This window comes from Rubellimicrobium aerolatum (assembly GCF_017872975.1).
GTDB classification, from domain to species: Bacteria; Pseudomonadota; Alphaproteobacteria; order Rhodobacterales; family Rhodobacteraceae; genus Rubellimicrobium; species Rubellimicrobium aerolatum.
The window spans coordinates 16,113-35,788 of record NZ_JAGGJP010000021.1; the positions used below are offsets into that span (position 1 = coordinate 16,113).

General features: G+C 71.7%; 16 protein-coding genes. 8 read left to right on the plus strand and 8 right to left on the minus strand.

The genetic code is table 11. The annotated features are described in order from the left end of the window. Nucleotides 1-13: 13 nt before the first annotated feature. The 4 genes from J2Z33_RS16160 to J2Z33_RS16175 form a co-directional block, all read right to left on the minus strand. On the minus strand, nucleotides 14-808 hold the full coding sequence (locus J2Z33_RS16160; protein WP_209842971.1) for an SDR family NAD(P)-dependent oxidoreductase: 795 nt from the start codon (nucleotides 806-808) through the stop codon (nucleotides 14-16). A 119-nt stretch (nucleotides 809-927) separates the two neighbouring features. Further along, the gene (locus J2Z33_RS16165; protein WP_209842973.1) at nucleotides 928-2,403 is read right to left on the minus strand and encodes an exopolysaccharide biosynthesis polyprenyl glycosylphosphotransferase; all 1,476 of its coding nucleotides are present in this window, start codon (nucleotides 2,401-2,403) and stop codon (nucleotides 928-930) included. A gap of 190 nt (nucleotides 2,404-2,593) precedes the next feature. Further along, the gene (locus J2Z33_RS16170; RefSeq protein WP_209842975.1) at nucleotides 2,594-3,220 is read right to left on the minus strand and encodes a response regulator; all 627 of its coding nucleotides are present in this window, start codon (nucleotides 3,218-3,220) and stop codon (nucleotides 2,594-2,596) included. Between the two features lie 8 nt (nucleotides 3,221-3,228). Next, entirely contained in the window at nucleotides 3,229-4,602 is a 1,374-nt protein-coding gene (locus tag J2Z33_RS16175) for a sensor histidine kinase (protein WP_209842977.1), read from the minus strand. A 487-nt stretch (nucleotides 4,603-5,089) separates the two neighbouring features. Between J2Z33_RS16175 and J2Z33_RS16180 the strand changes: the two genes are divergently transcribed. Next, the gene (locus tag J2Z33_RS16180; protein ID WP_209842979.1) at nucleotides 5,090-11,029 is read left to right on the plus strand and encodes a peroxidase family protein; all 5,940 of its coding nucleotides are present in this window, start codon (nucleotides 5,090-5,092) and stop codon (nucleotides 11,027-11,029) included. Between the two features lie 105 nt (nucleotides 11,030-11,134). Here the strand turns inward: J2Z33_RS16180 and J2Z33_RS16185 are convergent, their stop codons facing one another. Both J2Z33_RS16185 and J2Z33_RS16190 read right to left on the minus strand, forming a co-directional pair. Further along, on the minus strand, nucleotides 11,135-11,746 hold the full coding sequence (locus J2Z33_RS16185; protein WP_209842981.1) for a response regulator transcription factor: 612 nt from the start codon (nucleotides 11,744-11,746) through the stop codon (nucleotides 11,135-11,137). After that, the gene (locus tag J2Z33_RS16190) at nucleotides 11,739-12,425 is read right to left on the minus strand and encodes a sensor histidine kinase (protein ID WP_209842984.1); all 687 of its coding nucleotides are present in this window, start codon (nucleotides 12,423-12,425) and stop codon (nucleotides 11,739-11,741) included. Before J2Z33_RS16190 ends, J2Z33_RS16185 begins: the two co-directional genes overlap by 8 nt. A gap of 585 nt (nucleotides 12,426-13,010) precedes the next feature. Here J2Z33_RS16190 and J2Z33_RS16195 point away from each other — a divergent pair. The 6 genes from J2Z33_RS16195 (at nucleotide 13,011) to J2Z33_RS16220 (ending at nucleotide 16,984) form a co-directional block, all read left to right on the plus strand. Next, nucleotides 13,011-13,952, plus strand: a complete 942-nt coding sequence (locus J2Z33_RS16195; protein WP_209842986.1) for an NAD(P)/FAD-dependent oxidoreductase — start codon at nucleotides 13,011-13,013, stop codon at nucleotides 13,950-13,952. Nucleotides 13,953-14,107: 155 nt separating this feature from the next. Next, entirely contained in the window at nucleotides 14,108-14,707 is a 600-nt protein-coding gene (gfa, locus tag J2Z33_RS16200; protein WP_209842988.1) for an S-(hydroxymethyl)glutathione synthase, read from the plus strand. Nucleotides 14,708-14,782: 75 nt separating this feature from the next. Beyond that, on the plus strand, nucleotides 14,783-15,613 hold the full coding sequence (fghA, locus tag J2Z33_RS16205; RefSeq protein ID WP_209842990.1) for an S-formylglutathione hydrolase: 831 nt from the start codon (nucleotides 14,783-14,785) through the stop codon (nucleotides 15,611-15,613). A 121-nt stretch (nucleotides 15,614-15,734) separates the two neighbouring features. Beyond that, complete coding sequence (locus J2Z33_RS16210; protein WP_209842992.1) at nucleotides 15,735-15,935, plus strand: hypothetical protein; 201 nt, start codon at nucleotides 15,735-15,737, stop codon at nucleotides 15,933-15,935. Between the two features lie 84 nt (nucleotides 15,936-16,019). Then, nucleotides 16,020-16,640: a hypothetical protein gene (locus J2Z33_RS16215; RefSeq protein WP_209842993.1), complete on the plus strand. Its 621-nt coding sequence runs from the start codon at nucleotides 16,020-16,022 to the stop codon at nucleotides 16,638-16,640. After that, nucleotides 16,637-16,984, plus strand: a complete 348-nt coding sequence (locus J2Z33_RS16220; protein WP_209842995.1) for a hypothetical protein — start codon at nucleotides 16,637-16,639, stop codon at nucleotides 16,982-16,984. Before J2Z33_RS16215 ends, J2Z33_RS16220 begins: the two co-directional genes overlap by 4 nt. On the opposite strand, the gene J2Z33_RS16225 is transcribed toward J2Z33_RS16220, so the two are convergent. Continuing rightward, on the minus strand, nucleotides 16,981-17,766 hold the full coding sequence (locus J2Z33_RS16225) for a quinoprotein dehydrogenase-associated SoxYZ-like carrier (RefSeq protein ID WP_209842997.1): 786 nt from the start codon (nucleotides 17,764-17,766) through the stop codon (nucleotides 16,981-16,983). The genes J2Z33_RS16220 and J2Z33_RS16225 overlap by 4 nt on opposite strands. Before the next feature lie 78 nt (nucleotides 17,767-17,844). Between J2Z33_RS16225 and J2Z33_RS16230 the strand changes: the two genes are divergently transcribed. Continuing rightward, entirely contained in the window at nucleotides 17,845-18,873 is a 1,029-nt protein-coding gene (locus J2Z33_RS16230; protein WP_209842999.1) for a quinoprotein relay system zinc metallohydrolase 2, read from the plus strand. 3 nt (nucleotides 18,874-18,876) lie between these two features. Here J2Z33_RS16230 and J2Z33_RS16235 read toward each other — a convergent pair whose 3' ends face one another. Then, nucleotides 18,877-19,449: a hypothetical protein gene (locus J2Z33_RS16235; protein WP_245218929.1), complete on the minus strand. Its 573-nt coding sequence runs from the start codon at nucleotides 19,447-19,449 to the stop codon at nucleotides 18,877-18,879. Nucleotides 19,450-19,676 lie beyond the last annotated feature (227 nt).

The following is a 19,676-nucleotide window of genomic DNA, read 5'->3' on the forward strand; positions in this document are numbered from 1 at the left end:
GCGCGGCTCGGGGTCAGCCGGGGAGGCCGTAGCGGGCCGCCGGGCGGTCGCGCGAGGCGCCGGCGGCGACCGCGCGCTCGGCGGCGACGTAGGCCTCCCAGTCGCGGACCTCGGGGAGGGAGGGGATGTAGACGGGCTCGTCCATCTCCAGGGCCTTGAGGGAGGCGGCCACCAGATCGTCGGCCTGCATCACGCGTTCGGGCGGGAAGTTGGAGAGGGAATTGCCGGCGATGGCGTGGAAGTCGGTGGCGATCACGCCGGGGATGAGGAGCTGGACCCGGATGCCGGTCCCCTCGGCCTCGGCCTGGAGGGTGCGGGTGAAGGCCATGACGAAGGTCTTGGACGCGCCGTAGCCGGCGTTGCCGGGCATCTGCATGAAGACCGTGCCGGAGGCAACGTTGATGAGAGCGCCGCGCCCGCGCGGCCGCATCGCGGCCATGGCGGCGTGCGAGAGGCGGGCCAGCGCCAGGACGTTCACGCGAAGCATGTGGTCGAGCGCGTCGGGGTCGAGTTCGCCCACGCGGCCGCGCGCGGCGTAGCCGGCGTTGTTCACCAGGAGGTCGATGGCCGGGTCGGCGGCGAGGCGGGCGGCGACGGCGGCGACCCCCTCGGGCGTGGAGAGGTCGGCGGGGAGGGTCTCGGCCTTGGTGCCGTGGCGGTCGTGGAGGTCGCGGGCCAGCGCGTCGAGCCGGTCGGCGCGGCGGGCGACGAGGACGAGGTCGGAACCGGCGCGGGCGAGCCGTTCGGCGTAGGCGAGGCCGATGCCGGCCGAGGCTCCGGTGACGAGGGCGCGGGAGGAGGGGGGCATGGCGGTCTCCGGGCGATAGGCCCGGGGAGGGGTAGGGCGCCGGGCCTGCTTGTCCATGGGGGAGGGCGCGCGGGGTGCTGGGTGGCCCGGGAGCGGGGCGGGAGGCATGGGCGGGGGCGTCAGTAGGCGCCCTTGCCGCCCAGGAGGCGCAGGGGCGTCAGCAGCAGCACGTAGAGGTCGAACCAGATCGACCAGTTCTCGATGTAGTAGAGGTCGTGCTCCACCCGGCGGCGGAGGGATTCGGGGTCGTCGATCTCGCCGCGCCAGCCGTTGATCTGCGCCCAGCCGGTGATGCCGGGGCGGACCTTGTGGCGGGCGGCGTAGCCATCGACGATGGCCTCGAACGATTCCTGCCGGGAGGAGACGGCGCCGGGGACGTGGGGGCGGGGGCCGACGAGCGACAGCTCCCCCGCGAGGACGTTGAAGAGCTGCGGCAGTTCGTCGATGGACCAGCGGCGGATGACGCGGCCGACGCGCGTCACGCGGGGGTCGCCGCGTGTGACGACGCGGCGGGCGAGGGGGTCGCAGCTCTCGGCGCGGAGGGACCGGAACTTCCACATCAGGACGGGGCGCTGGTTGTATCCGTAGCGGAGCTGGCGGAAGAAGATCGGCCCCGGGCTTTCCAGGCGGACCGCGAGGGCGGTGAGGAGGAGGACGGGCGACAGCAGCAGGAGGGCGACGGCCGCCCCCAGCAGGTCCATCGCCCGCTTGGCCGCGAGCTTGCCGCCCCGGATGGGGCGCGACATGACGCTGACGAGGCCGCCCGACGCGCCCAGCCCCTCGAAGGGGCCGCGGCGGCGGAAGGTCGGGTCGGCCGAGAAGTCGGACAGGCGCACGTCCACGGGCAGCACCTCGACCAGCTTGAGGATTTGGCGGATGCGCTGTTCGGCGCTGAGGGGGATGGTGACGATGAGGAGGTCGATCTCGGCGGAGCGGGCGAAGGGCAGGAGCACCTCGAGCCGCCCGAGCTTGGGCACGCCGGCGACCACCGGGGGGGAGCGGAGGTCGTCGCGGTCGTCGAACATCCCGCAGACGCGGATGTCGTTGTCGGGCGATTCGGCCAGGGTGGTGATGACCCGTTCGGCCCGGTCGCCGCCGCCGAGGATGATCGCCCGCCGTTCGGTCAGGCCGTAGTCGAGCGCGGTGGCGGCGAGCAGCGCGCCCAGGCCCCGGGCGGGGAGGAGGGGCAGGACGGGGGCCAGCGCCCACCAGCCATGGCCGTCGAGCGCGGCCAGCGCCACGCCGAGCGCGAGGAGCGGCGCGGCCCCGGACCAGAAGCGGCGCAGGACGCGGAGGCGGTAGAGGCCCCAGGCCCAGAGCGCGAAGGTGCCGCCCAGCGCCCCGAGGACCGCCAGCAGGGCGGCGCGGGCGGGCGCGTCGTCGCCGCGCCCCGACAGGTCGGCCGCGAACCAGAGGCCCAGGCCCAGCGCCGCGGCGTCGAGCAGCAGCGCCACCCCCGAGACCGCGGCGGGCGGCAGCGAGGAGCGGCGGAGCGTGCGCGCGACGGTGCGCGCGCCGACGGGCAGCTCCCCCTCCGCCACGGCGGGCGGCGTCGCCATGGTCGCCGACGGCTGCGCTGCGATCTGCGCTGTCATCCCCTGCCCTCCCCCTGGTTCCTTCGTTCCAGGCCATCCTAGCGCACGGAGGTTAACATCCCGTCACCGCCGGACGGGCGCGGCCGACATTTCGACCGGCCTGCCGGTTCCGCGCGGGCGGGAATGAGCGGGCGGGGATGAGCGGGCGGGGTCAAGCGGGCGGGGCGAGGTGGCGTTGGCGGGGGCCGTCCTAGTCGAGGAGGGCCAGCTCGGTGCGGTTGCGGACGTCGAGCTTCTTGAAGATGTTGGTCAGGTAGTGCTTGACCGTCTTCTCGCTGATGTCGAGCTTGCTGCCGATCTCCTTGTTGCAGAGGCCGCGCCGGACCAGCCGGCAGACCTCGTGCTCGCGCTCGCTCAGGCGGATGCTGCGCTTGGCGTTCACCACCTCGACGTTGCGGCTGATGTCGGCCAGCATCCGCGCGCCCAGCTCGGGCGAGACGTAGGAGCCCGCGCCGTGGACGCGCTGGATCGCGGAGCGCAGCTCGGTGCCGCTGATGCCCTTGAGGATGTAGCCGCTCGCGCCGGAGCGGAGCGCCTCGAGCACGTCGCCGTTCTCCTCGGAGACGGTCAGGATGACGACCTTGGTGCGCGCGCCGGACTGCGCGATCTCGCGCAGGGCCGAGAGGCCGGAGCCGGGCAGGCTGAGGTCGAGGAGCAGCACGTCGGGGTCGTGGTCCCGGACGATCTGGATGGCCTCCTGGGCGGTCGAGCCCTGGGCCACGACGCGGGCCTGGCCCGAGCCGTCGATGGCGTGGGCCACCCCCTCGCGGACCAGGGGATGGTCGTCCACGATGGCGATGCGGAGAAGGTCAGACATGGTGAACCTCAGGCTTCACGAGGAAAATGACCGATGATGGTGGTGCCCCGGCCGGGCGTGCTCAGGATGCGGAACTCGCCGCCCAGGCTCTCGACCCGGTTGCGGAGCCCGGCGAGCCCGAGCGGCTGGCGCTTGGCGTCGGGGCTGGAGGAGGGCCGCGACAGGCCGGGGCCGTCGTCCGCGACCTGGACGAGGAGGCCCGCCGCGTCGCTGCGGACGCCCACCGCGCAGGGCGCGCCGTGGGCGTGCTTGAAGGCGTTGCTCAGCCCCTCCTGGACGAAGCGGCAGATCGCCAGCTTGACGGGGTTGCTGGGCTCGTCGAGGTCGTCGGGCAGGGTCAGGCGCACCTCGGTCGAGGTGCGGTGCCGGTGCTTCATGACGATCGTGGACACGGCGGCGGCGAGGGGGAGGCCCTGCATCTGCGGCAGGGCGAGGCCCGCCACCATGGCCCGCACCTCGGTCATGGCGTCGTCGAGCATGGACTTGACGAGGAGGTAGTTGCCGTTGTGGACGCCCCCTTGCGGGAAGAGCTGCTCCAGCCGGAGCGAGGCGATGGTGAGGAGCTGGCCGATGCCGTCGTGGAGGTCGGCCCCGATGCGGCGCATCTGCGTCTCGGAGTCCTCGGCGCTGCGCGAGGAGGCCTGCTGGATGCGGCGGCGCAGGAACTCGTTGTGGTGGAGGAGGCGGGTCAGCTCGGCCACGCGGGCCTCGATCTCGGCGCGCTGGCGCTGGATGGTGGCGCTGCCGCGATCGACCAGGCCGTAGACCCCGGCGAGGAGCCCGAGGCTGACCAGGGCGACGATGGCCCAGGTCTGCGTGCGGGTCCAGCCGAGGATGGACAGGAGCGCCGCGCCGTCCTGGTAGAACTCGGCCACGGCGACGACCGGGCCGCCGGGGGCGGAGCGGATCGGGACGTAGACCTCGAAGACGCGCCGGCCGGCGAGGGTCTCGCTGTGGAGGTGATCCTCGGACTCCACGGCGATGCGGCCGGCCACGGCCTCGGCGAGGCTGCCCGCGACGGGGAGGGTGCGGCCCTCCAGCCCGGGGTCGGAGGCGAGGAGGATGCGGCCGCCGGGGGTCCAGAGCCGGGTCTGGAGCACGTTGAGGCCCTTGGAGATGCGGGCGAGGTCGGCCGAGATGGCGGCGCGGCTTTGGGGCGACAGGTCGCCGGTGACGGCCAGCTCGCCGATGTAGGGTTCGAGGAAATGTTCGAGGAAGATGGCGGCGCGGTGGCCCACGTCCTCCTCCACGGCGTCCTGGATGCGGGTGGACACCCACTGGCCGAGAAGCGCGACGGCCAGCAGCAGGAGGACGGATGACAGGAGAATGAACTGACGGGAGAGGCTGAGCGTTGACCAACGAGGGATCGTCTCGACCACCATCCTCAACCGCCTGACGTTGAACGCACCACGACACCCGCACCCGACCCGGGCCAACATGGCCCTAGGTCGCACTTCCTTGGTCCGTATCTAGTCCATCGTCCCCCCTCCATCAACAATGATGCGGGGGTGCGACTATGTTTCACCACCGGGTTGAAAAGTCTTGCGAATGTCGTGTCGCGGTTGCGCGACGCGAGGCGGCGGCGCGGAGCTTGGCCTCGGAGGCAGGGGCGGGGATGGTCCTGCGACCCGGCGGGTCGGGGTCCGCAGACCTACGGCCGTATGGCAATTCCCTGCTCATTGTCGCAAAAATGGAAACAGGGGAGAATACGCCGGTCCCTGGCGCAATGCCGACATCCTTTCGTTCCGGCCCGTGCCCGGGCCAACGCCCCTCACATGGCCGGAGGGGCGCCGGGAACCGGCCGCCGCGTGAGGCCGCGGCTTGCGGCGCGACCGCCGGCGGTTCGCTGCATGGGGAAAGGGTCCGAGCATGGCCACCAGCTTCAATATCAATATCCACGATCTTGAATACATCCTGCGGCAGATCCGCATCGGCGAGAGCGTGAGCCGCGACGGCCTCACCACCACCGAGGCCATCATGCTGGAATACGGCGTCTCGGCGACGGACGCGGCACTCCTGCCCGCCGGCATCCGCACGGTGGACGGCAGCGACAACCAGATCCTGCCGGGGCGGGAGCGGGTCGGCGCGGCGGGCGAGCTGTTCCCGCGGCTGCTGGACCCGGACTACCAGGACCCGGAGAACGACGAGGCGCCGTTCTTCAACGTGGGGAACACCGATTACGAGGCGCCAGGCAGCGTGGTCGATGCCGACCCGCGCACGATCTCGAACCTGATCGTGGACCAGACGGCGGCCAACCCGGCGGCGATCTATGCGGCGCTGAAGGTGAACGGGGTCGAGGGCGTCAAGGCCAACGAGGCGGTGGCGGAGATCACGGACGCCTACCAGGCGACCGTCGGCGTCGCCGATCCCGACGCGCGGGCGGCGGCGCAGGCGGCCTTCGAGGCCGTGATGGCGAAGCATGAGCTGGAGCTCGGCCCCGAGGGCGGCATCCGGATCGAGAACCTGTCGCCCGACATCGGGCTGTCGCCGTCCTTCAACAACTTCATGACCATCTTCGGCCAGTTCTTCGACCACGGGCTGGACCTCGTGGCCAAGGGCAGCAACGGCACGGTCTTTGTCCCGCTCGCGCCCGACGACCCGCTGATCGCCGGGGCGGACAAGGTGTTCGGGACGGCCGACGACCTGAACCTGAACCTGCGGTTCATGACGCTGACGCGGGCGACGCCGACGACGGTGGACGGCCAGGCGCAGCATCGGAACGGCACCACCTCCTGGGTGGACCAGAACCAGACCTACACCTCGCACGCCTCGCACCAGGCCTTCATCCGCGAGCAGGTGCGGGTGGACCACGGCGACGGGGAGAGGGTGTATTCCACCGGCAAGCTGCTCGACGGGACCGACGAGACCGGGTCGCGCGACGGCGCCATCGGCACCTGGGCCGACGTGAAGAAGCAGGCGCTGGAGGTGCTGGGCATCCGGCTGGAGAACAGCGACGTGCTGCGCGTGCCGCTGCTGGCGACGGACGCCTACGGGAACCTGATCCTGGGACCGAACGGTTACGCGCAGATGGTGATGGCGCCGGACGCCACCCACCCGACGCAATGGCTGAAGGAGGGCACCGCCGCCGGCATCAGCACGGCGGGCAGCCGCGCGGCCGGGCCGGCCTTCCTGGAGGACATCGCCCACAACGCGGTGCCGGGGACGACCTTCCTGAATGACCACGACGGCAACCCGGCCACGCCGGCGATCCCGACCGTCGTGCAGGCGGACTCCGACGACGTGGCGGGCAACGCCATCGCCACCGACGCGCGCGGCAACAAGGTCGCCTACGACGACGAGCTGCTCGACAAGCACTTCATCACCGGCGACGGGCGCGGCAACGAGAACTTCGGCCTGACGGCGGTCCACGCGATCTTCCACTCGGAGCACAACCGGACGGTCGAGGCGAACAAGGCGACCATCCTGGAGCACGGCGACCTCGCCTTCCTCAACGAATGGCTGCTGGTGGACGTGGACGCGGTTCCCACCAGCCCGGCCGACATCGCCGATCTGGTCTGGGACGGCGAGCGGATGTTCCAGGCGGCCCGCTTCTCGACCGAGATGCAGTACCAGCACATGGTGTTCGAGGAGTTCGCCCGGCGCATCCAGCCGGCGGTCGATCCCTTCGTGTTCACCAACACCGCCGACATCGACCCGTCGATCCTCGCGGAGTTCGCGCACACGGTCTACCGGTTCGGCCACTCGATGCTGACGGACACGGTGGACCGGATCGACAACGACCTGAACCCGATCAACGAGCCGGGGACGAACGAGCAGTTCTCGCTCATCGGCGCCTTCCTGAACCCGCAGGCCTGGAACGACACGGCCGACAACATCGACGAGATCCAGGCGGCGATCATCCGCGGCCTGAGCATGGACAAGGGCTCGGAGATCGACGAGTTCATCGTCCCGGCGCTGCGGAGCAACCTGCTGGGCCTGCCGCTCGACCTCGCGGCGCTCAACATCGCGCGGGGCCGCGAAACGGGGGTGGCCTCGCTCAACGAGACGCGGACGCAACTGTATAACGACTTCGGCATCGCCGACCTCAAGCCCTACGAGGGCTGGAGCGACTTCGCCCAGAACCTCAAGAACCCGATCTCGCTCATCAACTTCATCGCGGCCTACGGGACGCACCCGCTCCTGCTCGACGACGCCTCGCTGGAGGAGAAGCGCGCCGTCGCGACGGCGCTGGTGCTGGGCACGGAGCTGGTGCTGAAGCGGGACACCGACGCGGATGGCGTGCTGGAGGATGTCGTCGTTCCCATCGACGAGCAGGACCGGCAGGACTTCCTCAACGCGCAGGGCGACTACGTGACCGAGCGCGGCGGCCTCGACAAGGTGGACCTCTGGATCGGCGGCCTCGCGGAGAAGCTGAACGAGTTCGGCGGGATGCTGGGATCGACGTTCAACTTCATCTTCGAATACCAGATGGAGCAGCTCCAGAACGGCGACCGGCTCTATTACCTGTCGCGGACGCAGGGGCTGAACCTCCTCAACCAGCTGGAGGCCAACACCTTCACCGACATCGCGATGCGGAACTCGGACCTGGGCGACGTGTATGCGCCGCACATGAACGCGAGCCTCTTCACGACGCCCGACATGATCCTGGAGCTGGACCGGGCCATCGCGCAAGCCGACTACAACGGCGCCGCCGCCGGACGGGACCCCACCTGGGACGATCCGATCCGCCAGAGCATCGACCCCAAGGTGCGCCGCATCGACCCGGGCGTGACCGACGCCAACGGGCACCAGGTTGGCGGCACGCTGATCTTCCGGGGCGGCGAGCACGTGGTCCTGGGCGGCACCGAGGGCAACGACACGCTGCGGGGCGACCTGGGCATCGATGCGCTCTGGGGCGACGGCGGCAACGACTACCTGAACGCGGGCCAGGAATCCGACCAGGTGTTCGGCGGCGACGGCGACGACATCATCGAGGACCCCTTCGGCGACAACTTCCTGCGCGGCGAGCGGGGCAACGACGTCATCTCCTCGGCGCGGGGCATCAACCTGCTGTTCGGCGGCGAGGGCTCGGACGCGGCCTTCCTCGGGCAGGACGCCTCGGAGGTCTTCGGCGACGAGGGCAACGACTTCATCCTCGGCGGCTCGGGCGCCGACCTCCTCATGGGGAACGAGGGCGACGACTGGATCGAGGGCGGCGAGGGCTTCGACACCATCGCCGGCGACAACTCGGAGCTGTTCTTCAACTCCACGATCATCGGGCACGACGTGGCCTGGGGTCAGGGCAACGACCAGGACTACGACCTGGAGTCGGGCGACGACATCGCCCTGTCCGGCATCGGCGTCCAGCGCTTCGAGGGGATGTGGGGCTTCGACTGGGCCAGCGCCAAGTATGACACGGCCGGCGTCAACTTCGACATGCGCATCCCGATCTTCACCTCGGTCCCGGCCGAGATCCTGCGCGACCGCTTCGACCTGATCGAGGCCTTCTCGGGGTGGCGGTTCGCCGACACGCTGAGGGGCGACGACATCGGCTCGGCGCTGATCGAGCCGGAGGTCGATGCCACGCCCGACGAGAACGCGCTGAACCAGGCGGGCGTGGACCGCATCGACGGCCTGGGCGCGTGGCTGCGCGGCACGCCCAGCACCCCCGTCACGGCGCGGCCGGTGCTGGACGTGCGGCAGACGCTCGTGGATCTCGGGGTCTCGACCAACGCGGCCGAATACAACAGCGGCAACATCCTGATGGGGGGCGACGGCAACGACATCTTCGAGGGCCGGGGCGGCTTCGACCTCATCGACGGCGACTCGTGGCTCAACGTCCGCATCAAGATCGTGGTGGGCAACACCACCTACTCGGCCGAGTCGCTCAACAGCTCGCGCCTCGTGGCGGGGGCGACGGCGGGCAAGGTCTACTTCCTGGGCCCGGATGGGCAGCCGGACTTCACCCGCGTGGCCTTCGGGGGCGCCTCGCTCCAGAGCCTGCTTCTGAACCGGACGATCAATCCGGGGCAGATGTCCATCGTGCGGGAGATCCGGCCCGACACGACGGCGGGCGACACCGACACCTCGATCTACCGCGGCCTTTCCTCGGAATACAACATCGAGGGCCGGGGCCTGCGGATCGACCTCAACGGTGACGGCGACCTGCGCGACCGGGGCGAGGAGGTGATCCAGAACGCCTTCGACGTGAACAACGACGGCTTCATCGCGATCACCGACACCGCCGGCGCGACGCGGGGGGCGCTGGTGGACGACACCGACTTCATCCGCAACATCGAGATCCTCGACTTCGTGGACGAGGACATCGACCTGCGGGGGAACATGGGCACGGTGCTCGACACCGAGCTGTCTTTCGAGCCGCTGGCGCAGCCCGGCAACGGCCTGCCCGCCATCGGGACGGCGCTCGGCGTGCTGAACACCGACGTGGAAGGGGTGACCATCTCGCTGTTGACCAGCAACACCGACGCGTTCAGCGTCGGGCCGGTCGGCGACGTGGCCAATGTCCTGAGCACCACCCGGGTGCTGACGCAGAACACCTCCAACGTCATCAACCTCCTGCTGAGCGCCCAGTCGGGCACCATGATCGAGGTGGTCACGCTGCGGGTGGGCAGCAACGCGGCGGACGCCGCGCTGGACGGCGGGGAGACGATCGACATCCTCTACGGCCTGAACGGCAACGACACGCTGTCCGGGTTCGGGGCCGCCGACGTGCTCTATGGGCAGGGCGGCGCCGACACCATCTTCGGCGGGGACGGCAACGACTACATCGTGGGCGGCATCGGCAACGACCTCATCGACGGCGGCGCCGGGGCGGATCGCATGTTCATGACCTTGGCCGAGGGCACGGACAACGTGAACGGCGGGCTCGGCTTCGACCGGCTGGTCATCACCGGGACGACGGCGGCCAATCTCGTGACGGCGGTCCTGGCGGGCAGCGCCATCACCTCGATGACGGGCCTGTCGGCCATCGCCGGGGTCGAGTCGCTGGTTCTCGACGTGGGCGACGGGGTGGACCGGCTGACCTACGCCACCCTCTCGACGAGCGCGGTGGTGGACCTGGAGACCGGGACGGCGACGGGCTTCGCCTCCATCGCGGGCTTCGAGCAGGTGGCGACCGGCAACGGCGCCGACTCGCTGCGGGGCGACGCGAACGCCAACTCGCTCAACGGCGGCAACGGCAATGACCAGCTGATGGCGACGGTGGACGAGGCCGCCGACATCATGAACGGCGGCGCCGGCGTCGATACCGCGAGCTACGCGGCCTTCACGCGCGCGCTGACCATCGACCTGGCCATCGCCAACACCCGCGTGACCGGCAGCGCGGAGGACGCGGCCGCCTTCGACACGCTGGCGGGGATCGAGAACCTCATCGGCGGCACCGGGGACGACACCTTCTTCGGCAGCACCGCCGCCAACAGCCTGTCGGGCGGCGACGGCAACGACACGCTGTCCGGCGGCAACGGCAACGACATCCTGTCGGGCGATGCCGGCAGCGACACGCTGATGGGGGGCCTGGGCTCCGACCAGCTCGTGGGGGGGCTGGGGGACGACCTCTTCATCTTCTCCACCCTCGCGGAGTCGAGCACGACCATCACCGACTCCATCGTCGGCATGGAGGGCGCGGGCGAGTCCGGCGGCGACATCATCGACATCGGCGGGCTGTCGGGCACGGTGTTCGACTTCATCGGCACGGCCGCCTTCACGGTCGGGTCGGCGACCCAGGTGCGCTACGTGGCCTCGGGCGCGGACCTGCTGGTGCAGATCGACACCGACAGCGACATCGGCATCGAGGCGCAGATCCGGGTGCTGAACGCGTCCACCCTGGATCGCTCGGACTTCGCCCTCTGAGGTGCGGGCGGCCCGGGCGACCGGGCCGCCACCCATCCCACGATCGCACGAAACGCGACCGCCGCCCCGATGGGGCGGCGGTTTCCGCGTTCGCGCGGCGGGGACTCAGGCGCCGTAGCCGGCCTCCAGCGCGATCTTCACGAGGTTCGAGAAGCTGCGCGCGCCCATCTTGTCCATGATCCGCGCGCGGTGGACCTCGACGGTGCGGCAGCTGATCCCGAGGTCGTGGGCGATGGCCTTGTTCGCCAGCCCGGCCACGAGGAGGCCCAGCACGTCGCGCTCGCGCCGGGTGAGGTCGTCGAGACGGCTCCGGGCGTGGATGTGACGCCCCGTCGCGGCGCGCGGCGCGGGAAGGCGGGCCTGCGCCTCCTGAAGGGCCGCGAGCAGCGCCTCGCGTTCCCAGGGCTTCTCGAGGACGGTCACGGCCCCGGCCTGCATGGCCTGGACGGCCAGGGGCACGTCGGCGAAGCCGGTCAGGAGGATGGCGGGAAAGGGCAGGCGGCGCCCAGCGATCACGCGGAGGCAGTCCAGCCCGTCCATGCCCGGCAACCGCAGGTCGAGCAGGACCGGGCCGGGCGTGGCGTCCTCGACGCAGGACAGGAAGGCCTCGGCCGAGTCGAAGCCGCGCACGTGGTAGCCGGCGAAGCCCAGCAGGAGCTGGAGCGAGCGCCGCACGCCGTCATCGTCGTCGATGACATAGACCGTCGGGTCAGGCATGGTGGTCCTCCTCGGAGAAGCCGGGCAGGGTCAGGGCGAAGGTCGCGCCGGGCGCGGGGCCCCGCAGGAGCCGAAGGCTCCCGCCATGGGCGCGGGCGATGTCGCGGCAGAGCGGCAGGCCGTGGCCCAGGCCACCTGCCTTGGTGGTCACGTTCGGCTCGAAGATGCGGTCGCCCAGGCCGGGTGGCACGCCGGGGCCGCTGTCGGCGACGCGGACCTCGGCCCCGCCACCCAGGCAGGCGGCGGCGCTGACGCGGATCTCGCCGGGGGTCTCGGGGCCGATCGCCTCCAGCGCGTTGCGGAGGAGGTTGGCGAGCGCCAGCTCCAGCAGGAGGCGGTCGGCGCGGACGGTCAGGCCCCCGGGGATCTCCAGCCGGAGGGCGACGCGGCGGGCGGCGGGCCCGGCGAGGGCCAGGAGCCGCGCTTCCTCGATCAGGGCGGCCAGCGGCTCGGGCCTTGGCCGGAGCTCCTCGGCGACGAGGCGGCGTAGCGCGCCGAGGATGCGCCCGGCCCGCTCCGACTGCCGTCCGATCTCCTCGACGAGGCTGCGGCTGAGGTCGGGGTCCGAGCCCCCGGCCAGGAGGTCGCGGCAACTGGCGGCCAGGCCCGAGAGGCTGGCCAGGGGCTGCGCGAGCTCGTGGACCAGCGCGGGCGCGAGCCGGGCGGCGAGCTCCGGCACGGGACGTCCCGCGGCAGGCGAGGCCGGCCCCGTCACCGGCGCTGCCCCTGGTCCTGGGATGGTGTGACCGGGACGCAATGACCCGGTCGGAGCCGCCGGGGCGGTTCCGTCATTCGGAAAGGACGCAAATCGATTCCCCCTCGAATTCGCGCCGCAACAGGGATTCGGGTCGAAATCTCGGCCCGGATTTCGTCCCCTCAAGATTATTCGGACCTTCTCCGGGGATCAACGCCGCCGAGGTCGAAGGTTCGTCCTGCGACCAAGGTCCGGCCCGGTCGGACCATGGTCCGAGGGTCGCGGCGGATCGGCCCTGCCGGCCGTGTGGCGAGGGACGGCCGCGCCCTGCGCGGAGGCCGCGTCGGGACGGGTGATCCGGCCAGGATCATGGCATGGGAAGCGTCGGAAAAGAAGGCGGATGGCGAAACCCGGATCGGGCGTGGCCGATCTTCGCGCAGCCTCGGCGGTTCTCGGCCCGGACCTCCCGCCGCCTGCGGCGCGGGAACCGCCGCGCGGCTGCGCCGTTCCGCCCGAGCCTTTACCCCCCTGCCCCGCCCGCGCGGGACAAGCCCGGAGGACGCCGGACCCATGGCCGACGACATCCTTGATTGCTGCATCGTCGGGGGCGGCCCCGCCGGGCTCACGGCCGCGATCTTCCTGGCGCGGTTCCGGCGGCGGTTCCGGCTGATCGACGGGGGCGAGAGCCGGGCGTCCTGGATCCCCCGGTCGCACAACCACCCGGCCTTTCCTGGCGGCATCAACGGCGAGGAGCTGCTGGCGCGGATGCGGGCGCAACTGGAGGAGTTCGGGGGCGGGCGGCGCGAGGGGGTGGTGACGGCGCTGTCGCGGCAGGAGGACGGGACGTTCCGGGCCGAGACCGGCGGCGGGGCTGTGGTGGCGCGGAACGTGCTGCTGGCCACCGGGGTCTGGGACAACCTGCCCCCCGTGGAGGACGCCATCGGCAAGGTGCGCGCCGGCCTCATCCGGCAATGCCCGATCTGCGACGGCTACGAGGTGCGGGGCCGGGCGGTCGCGGTGCTGGGCGGCGGCGCCGACGCGGCGGGCGAGGCGCTGTTCCTGTCGCGCTACACCGACGATCTGTCGCTGGTGACGATGGGCGGGCCGCTGGAGGTCGGGCCGGAGGACCGCGCCCGCGTCGAGGCGGCGGGCGTCCGCATCGTCGAGACGCCGCTGCGCGGGATGGAGGCCCATGGCTCGGGCGAGGAGGGCAGGGCCGAGGTGAGCCTGCACCTGGAGGACGGAACGGCGCTGCGGGTCTTTACCGCCTACAGCGGGATGGGGGTTCGGCCGCGCACGGACCTCGGCGCGATGCTGGGGGTGGAGCTGACGGGGGAGGGGCGATTCCTGACCGACGCCCACCAGCGGACGAGCGTGCCGGGCGTCTATGCGGCCGGCGACGCCGTGACGGGGCTGAACCAGATCGCCGTGGCCATGGCGCAGGCCGAGATCGCCGCCGTGGACATCCACAACGCCCTGCGGCGCGAGGAGGGGCGAACGCTCTGCGCCTGACGGGCGACGATCCGCCGAGAGGCGGCGGCGCGGCGCGGCGGATTTTCCGCTTCCATCGGGCGGCTTCGTGCTAGCCTTCGGGGGCGTCCGCAACGAACCGGGCGCGTCCCGCGCGCGGGGGTGGCCCCGCCCGGGCAACATGGAGGAGGAACCACATGGCCACGCCCAAGCTGCATCCCGCCTTGGACGACGGGATCGCCCCGACCTCGCCGGACTTCGCCGGCGGCGTCCTGGTCTGCGCCTGCGCCGACCGGCCCGTGCGCGTGCGGGTCGAGGGGCAGGTCGCCCACAACCACGCCTGCGGCTGCACCAAGTGCTGGAAGCCCGACGGCGCCATCCTCTCGGTGGTGGCGGTCGCGCCGGTGGACAAGGTGTCGGTGCTGGAGAATGGCGACAAGCTGGAGGTGGTGGACCGCGCGGCGCTCATCCAGCGGCATCGCTGCCGGGAGTGCGGGGTCCACATGCATGGGCCGGTGGAGCGGGACCATCCGTTCAAGGGCCTGAGCTTCCTGCATCCCGAGCGGTTCGAGGAAGGCGGCTGGATGCAGCCTGGCTTCGCGGCCTTCGTGTCCTCGGTCATCGAGGCGGGGGTGGACCCGGCCGAGATGGACGGCATCCGCGCCCGCCTGCGCGAGATGGGGCTGGAGCCCTACGATTGCCTGTCGCCGGCGCTGATGGACTACATCGCCACCTGGACCCTTCAGCACAGCACCCAGTCCGCCGCGCAGGCCGCCGCCGAGACCGCCGACGCCTGACCGGGGCCGTCCCGGGCGGGTTCCGGTTTCCCGCCCGGGCGGCTAGGCTGAGGGGGAGCAGCGTCGGGAGGACGGATGGAAACGGTGTCGGACTGGGCCTCGCACGGGGGCCGGCAGATCGTGTGCAGGCATGGATCGGAGGCCACGGGAGGAGAGATGACCTTCGCGGTCTTCCTGCCGCCGGCGGCGAAGACGGAGCCCTGCCCAGTGCTGTGGTATCTCTCGGGGCTGACCTGCACCCACGCCAACGTCATGGAGAAGGGGGAATACCGTCGCGCCGCCGCCGAGGCGGGGGTGATCGTGGTCTGCCCCGACACCTCGCCGCGCGGGGACGCGGCGGATGATCCGGCCTACGATCTGGGGCAGGGAGCGGGGTTCTACCTCGACGCGACGCAGGCTCCCTGGGCGGGGCGCTACAACATGAAGCGGTATGTCACCGAGGAGCTGCCGGCGCTGGTCGGCGCCGAGTTCCCGGCGGACATGGACCGGCAGGGCATCTTTGGCCATTCGATGGGCGGGCATGGGGCGCTGACGCTGGCGCTGTCCCTGCGGGGGCGGTTCCGGTCGGTGTCGGCCTTCGCGCCGATCGTGGCTCCGTCGCTGGTCCCGTGGGGCGAGAAGGCGTTCGGGGCCTATCTGGGGCCCGAACGCGCGGCTTGGCGCAGGCACGACGCGGTGGCGCTGATCGAGGATGGGGCGCGGGTGGACGAGATCCTGGTGGATCAGGGCGAGGCCGACAATTTCCTGGAGCGGGAGCTGCGGCCGGAGCTTCTGGAGGCGGCTTGCCGGGACGCGGGGATCGCGCTGACGTTGCGGCGGCAGCCGGGCTACGATCACTCCTACTACTTCATCTCCACGTTCATGGCGGATCACGTGCGTTTCCACGCGGAGCGGCTCACGAAATAGGCGCCGTCGCTCACGTTGCGGTCATCGGCCTTTGCCGCGGTTGCATCCCGCGGCATCTCCGGGCGGGATGGATCGGGGCCGTCGTCGCGGCCCGATTCCGTTCGTCCCGGAGTGTCCCTTGATGATTGAACTCGCCTTCGTCGTCTGCCTGAGCGCCGATCCCGCCACCTGCGAGACGCGGGCGCTGCAATTCTCGGACGTGTCGCTGACCAACTGCACGATGGCGGCGCAGCCGCAGCTCGCCCAATGGGTGATGGAGCATCCGGGCTGGCGCGTGCAGCGCTGGACCTGCCAGCCGGTCGGGACCTCGCGGGAGATCTGACCCGGCCCGCGCAAGGCGCTGTGGACAAGGCCCCCGGAAGGGGCTTTGATGGGTCCGGACGCATGACACCTGGGGAGGAGAGTCATGGGACGGATCGCCACGCTCGCGCTGGTCGCGGCGCTGATGGGGCCCGGCGCGCTGCGCGCCGAGCGGGCCTTCGACATCGTGTTCCGGAGCGGCACGCTCGATGGGCTGCCGGGGGGGACGCAGCTTCTCTATGATGGCGGCGCGGCCGTGCCCGACGGGGGCTGGAGCCGGGTCGTCGTGGACCTCGCGGGGGACGGGGCCGCCGTCGTGCAGGGAGACCGGGCCGATGGGGCGGAGCCGCTTGGCCGGTTCGACGCCGGCGTGGGGAACCCGGTGGCGATGGTGTTCCTGGAGCGCACGGTGCGGACGATCTCGGAGGCGACGGGGGGCAGCCCCTTCTACATCCGCAACCGCATCCGCGACGCGCTGGCCGGGGAGGTCGCGGTCGCGGCGGTGACGGTGCCCTGGGACGGCGGCACGGTCGAGGCGACGGAGGTGGCCCTGTCGCCCTTCGCCACGGACGCGCATCGGGCGGACCTGGGCCGCTTCGCCGACCTGGAGATCCGGGTCGTCGTCTCGGAGTCGGTGCCGGGCTGGTACCATTCCATCCGCGCCGAGGCCCCGGCGGGGGCGAGCGCGGAGGCCTATGACGCCTCGCTGGCGCTGGTCGAGGAATGAGGACGCTGGCGCTGGCGCTGCTGGTCGCCGCGACCGGGGCACGGGCGCAGGAGGACCCGGCCATGGGCCTCAACGACTACCCGACGGCGGCGCGGGCGGAATACGTCTTCGCCTGCATGGCGGTGAACGGCCAAAGCCGTGAGGTGCTGGAGCGTTGCGCCTGCTCCATCGACCAGATCGCGGCGATCCTGCCCTATGCGCGCTACGAGGAAGCCGAGGCGATCCTCGCCCTCCAGCAGACCGGCGGGGAGAGGGCCACGCTGTTCCGCGACAACGCGCTGGTGCGGGGCGCGGTGGCCGACCTGCGCCGCGCGCAAGCCGAGGCGGAGGTGCTCTGCTTCTAGGTCGCCGGCTCCTTGGGGAGGGTTTGCTCCCAGGTGTTGCCCTCGGTGTCGTGGACCTTCACGCGGAAGCCGGACGCGCCGTTGTCGATGTAGCGGAAGCGGAAGACCGGGTTCTCGGACACCGAGATGCCGCCCGAGAGGGCGAAGAGCCGTTCGTCGCCCTGCCAGACCTCCATCTCGTCGATGAAGTGGGCGGGAATCCAGAGCTGGGTGACCTGATCGCGCTGGAGGCCCGAGAACTGCGGGTGGCGGATCATCACCTGCGCCTCTCGGCGGCCGTCGGGGGCGGCGCCGAACTCGCGCAGGCGCATCTCGCCCGCGCCGGCCATCGCCTCTCCGGGCGGGCGGCTGGCAGGGGCGGAGCAGCCGCCCGACGCCTTGACGAAGGCCCCGGTCATCAGGAGGTCGCCGCCGGCGGTCATCGCCAGGGCGCGAACGTTGGAATACTGGTTGACCCGCACGCGCATCTCGAAGTCGAGCGGGCGCATCGCCTCGCCGAAGACGATCTCGGCGGCGACGGGGGCCGGGTTCTCGTCGATGACGAGGGTGATGTCCTGGACCCAGGGCGAGCCGGGGGGCTGGACGAGGCGGATCGGCACGGTGGCCGCGTCCTCGGCCCGGATGGGGGCCTCCAGCGTCAGCGCGCCGTCGGCCGGGATCGGGGCGGCGTCGCCGAGGATGTCGTAGGCGAGATCGTTCCAGGTGGGGCTGGGCTGGAGCGGCGTGCCCTGCGCCCCGGCGGTGCCGGCGGCGAGCAGCAGGGCGAGGAGCAGTCGGGTCATGGCGGGCCTCCCATCCGACGCCATATCGCGGGAACATAGCACGGATGGCGCGTGTGGCGACGGATTTCGGAGGCGGCCATGATCGACGTTCTCGTGATGCTTTGCGGGCTGGACGGCGGGGGCTGCGCGACGCGCGCGGTGCCGGCGGGGGCAACGACCTGTGCCGAGGCGCGGGCCGCCGCCGCGCCTCGGCTGGTGGCCTGGGAGCGGGCGGCGCGGGTCGAGGGGGTGCGCTGCGGGGCGATGGACGCGCCGGCGATGGAGTTCGAGGAGGTCGCGCCGGGGCTGTTCGTGCATCGGGGCGCGGTGGCGCTGGCCGACGCGGCGAACGGCGGCGACATCGGCAACACGGTGATCGTCGTGGGCGCGGAGGCGGTGGCGGTGATCGACCCCGGCGGCTCGCGAGTGCTGGGAGAGGCGGTGGTCGCGGCTGTGCGCGGACTCACCGACCGGCCGATCCGCTTCGCCATCCTGACGCATGGGCACCCGGATCACGTGCTCGGCGCGACGGCGCTGGCCGACGCGGGTGCGGAGGTGGTGGCTCCGGCGGGGCTGGCCGAAGGGCTGGCGCTGCGGGCCACGCCCTATCTGGAGCAAGGGGCGCGGCAGGTCGGGGCGGCGTTCCTGGGCAGCGAGGTGCCGGAGGTGGACCGTGACGTGACGGACATGGAGGTGCTGGACCTGGGCGGGCGGGAGATCGAATTGCGGGCCTGGCCGGTGGCCCATTCGGGCGCGGACCTCACGGTGCTGGACCGCGCGACGGGGACGCTGGTCGCGGGGGATGTGGTGGTGGAGGGGCATCTGCCGACGCTCGACGGCTCGTTGGCCGGGTGGCTGGGGGTGCTGGACGCGCTGGAAGGGAGCGAAGCCACGCGGGTGGTGCCGGGGCATGGCGGTCCGGTGCTGCCCTGGCCCGAGGCGGCAGGGCCGGTGCGGCGCTACCTGGGGGTGCTCGGGGCGGATGTGCGGGCGCTCCTGGCCGAGGGGGCCACGCTGGGCGAGGCCGCGGCGGTCGCGGCGGCGGGGGAGCGCGGGGCCTGGACGCTGTTCGACGAGCACAACCCCCGCAATGCCACGGTGGCCTACACGGAGCTGGAATGGGAGTGAGGGCTAGCCCGCCGCCTTGAGGAGCATCTGGGCGATGACGTAGGCGCGCTGCTCCAGCAGGATGGGGGACTCGCAGACATAGGTGAGGGCGCGGGCGCGGTCGTTGAAGACGCGGACGTGCCAGTCGATCCGGGCCTCCACCTCGTCCATGCGGTCGAAGTCGGGGTTTTCGGCAGCTTCGAGCCAGGCCATCTCGGCCCGGAGCGAGTCCAGCTCGGACGACAGGCGGGTCTGGTTGCGGGCGTAGCGGGTGATCCCCGACAGGATGCGGGCGCGCTGGCGGTCGATGTGGTCGAAGGTGGCCTGGAACAGGTGGCCATAGCCCGGGAGGCCCAGGTCGGGGTGGTCGGCGGCGGCCTCGGCCACGAGGGCCCGGGCCTCCTCCTCGGAGACGCGGCGGAGGGCGAGGCGGGCGGCCAGCTCCTCCAGGTCGGGGGAGAGGGGGGCGACCTCCTCCCCAAAGGGGTGCGGCCACATCGCGGCGGGAGAGAGATGCTCCACCTTGCGCTGGATGCAGGGCCATTCGGGATCGGACGGGTCCGCCGCCCGAGCCGGCGCCGCGAGGACAAATGCCAACAGGACCGTCGTTCCAAGCCGAGTCATGAGCGCCTCCCCGCGCAGCCTACGACCAAAGTATGAATAGTTCGTTGCGTAGTTGAAATCGGTCCTTGCGACGACACCATACTGTTCCAAAGAATAGACTAAAAAGGGAGGGGGTCCATGCGGGCGCGGGCGGCGGTTGCGGTGGGGGCGGGGTTGCCCTTGGAGGTGATGGAGGTGGAGCTGGGGGGGCCTCGGGCCGG

What these genes read in the sequence shown, in the direction of transcription:
- J2Z33_RS16215 (WP_209842993.1), top strand. Translation starts at nt 16,020, where the DNA reads ATGGGACGGATCGCCACGCTCGCGCTGGTCGCGGCGCTGATGGGGCCC.
- J2Z33_RS16185 (WP_209842981.1), bottom strand. Translation starts at nt 11,746, where the DNA reads ATGCCTGACCCGACGGTCTATGTCATCGACGACGATGACGGCGTGCGG.
- J2Z33_RS16225 (WP_209842997.1), bottom strand. Translation starts at nt 17,766, where the DNA reads ATGACCCGACTGCTCCTCGCCCTGCTGCTCGCCGCCGGCACCGCCGGG.
- J2Z33_RS16210 (WP_209842992.1), top strand. Translation starts at nt 15,735, where the DNA reads ATGATTGAACTCGCCTTCGTCGTCTGCCTGAGCGCCGATCCCGCCACC.
- J2Z33_RS16230 (WP_209842999.1), top strand. Translation starts at nt 17,845, where the DNA reads ATGATCGACGTTCTCGTGATGCTTTGCGGGCTGGACGGCGGGGGCTGC.
- J2Z33_RS16160 (WP_209842971.1), bottom strand. Translation starts at nt 808, where the DNA reads ATGCCCCCCTCCTCCCGCGCCCTCGTCACCGGAGCCTCGGCCGGCATC.
- fghA (WP_209842990.1), top strand. Translation starts at nt 14,783, where the DNA reads ATGGAAACGGTGTCGGACTGGGCCTCGCACGGGGGCCGGCAGATCGTG.
- J2Z33_RS16180 (WP_209842979.1), top strand. Translation starts at nt 5,090, where the DNA reads ATGGCCACCAGCTTCAATATCAATATCCACGATCTTGAATACATCCTG.
- J2Z33_RS16165 (WP_209842973.1), bottom strand. Translation starts at nt 2,403, where the DNA reads ATGACAGCGCAGATCGCAGCGCAGCCGTCGGCGACCATGGCGACGCCG.
- J2Z33_RS16170 (WP_209842975.1), bottom strand. Translation starts at nt 3,220, where the DNA reads ATGTCTGACCTTCTCCGCATCGCCATCGTGGACGACCATCCCCTGGTC.
- J2Z33_RS16220 (WP_209842995.1), top strand. Translation starts at nt 16,637, where the DNA reads ATGAGGACGCTGGCGCTGGCGCTGCTGGTCGCCGCGACCGGGGCACGG.
- gfa (WP_209842988.1), top strand. Translation starts at nt 14,108, where the DNA reads ATGGCCACGCCCAAGCTGCATCCCGCCTTGGACGACGGGATCGCCCCG.
- J2Z33_RS16175 (WP_209842977.1), bottom strand. Translation starts at nt 4,602, where the DNA reads ATGGTGGTCGAGACGATCCCTCGTTGGTCAACGCTCAGCCTCTCCCGT.
- J2Z33_RS16195 (WP_209842986.1), top strand. Translation starts at nt 13,011, where the DNA reads ATGGCCGACGACATCCTTGATTGCTGCATCGTCGGGGGCGGCCCCGCC.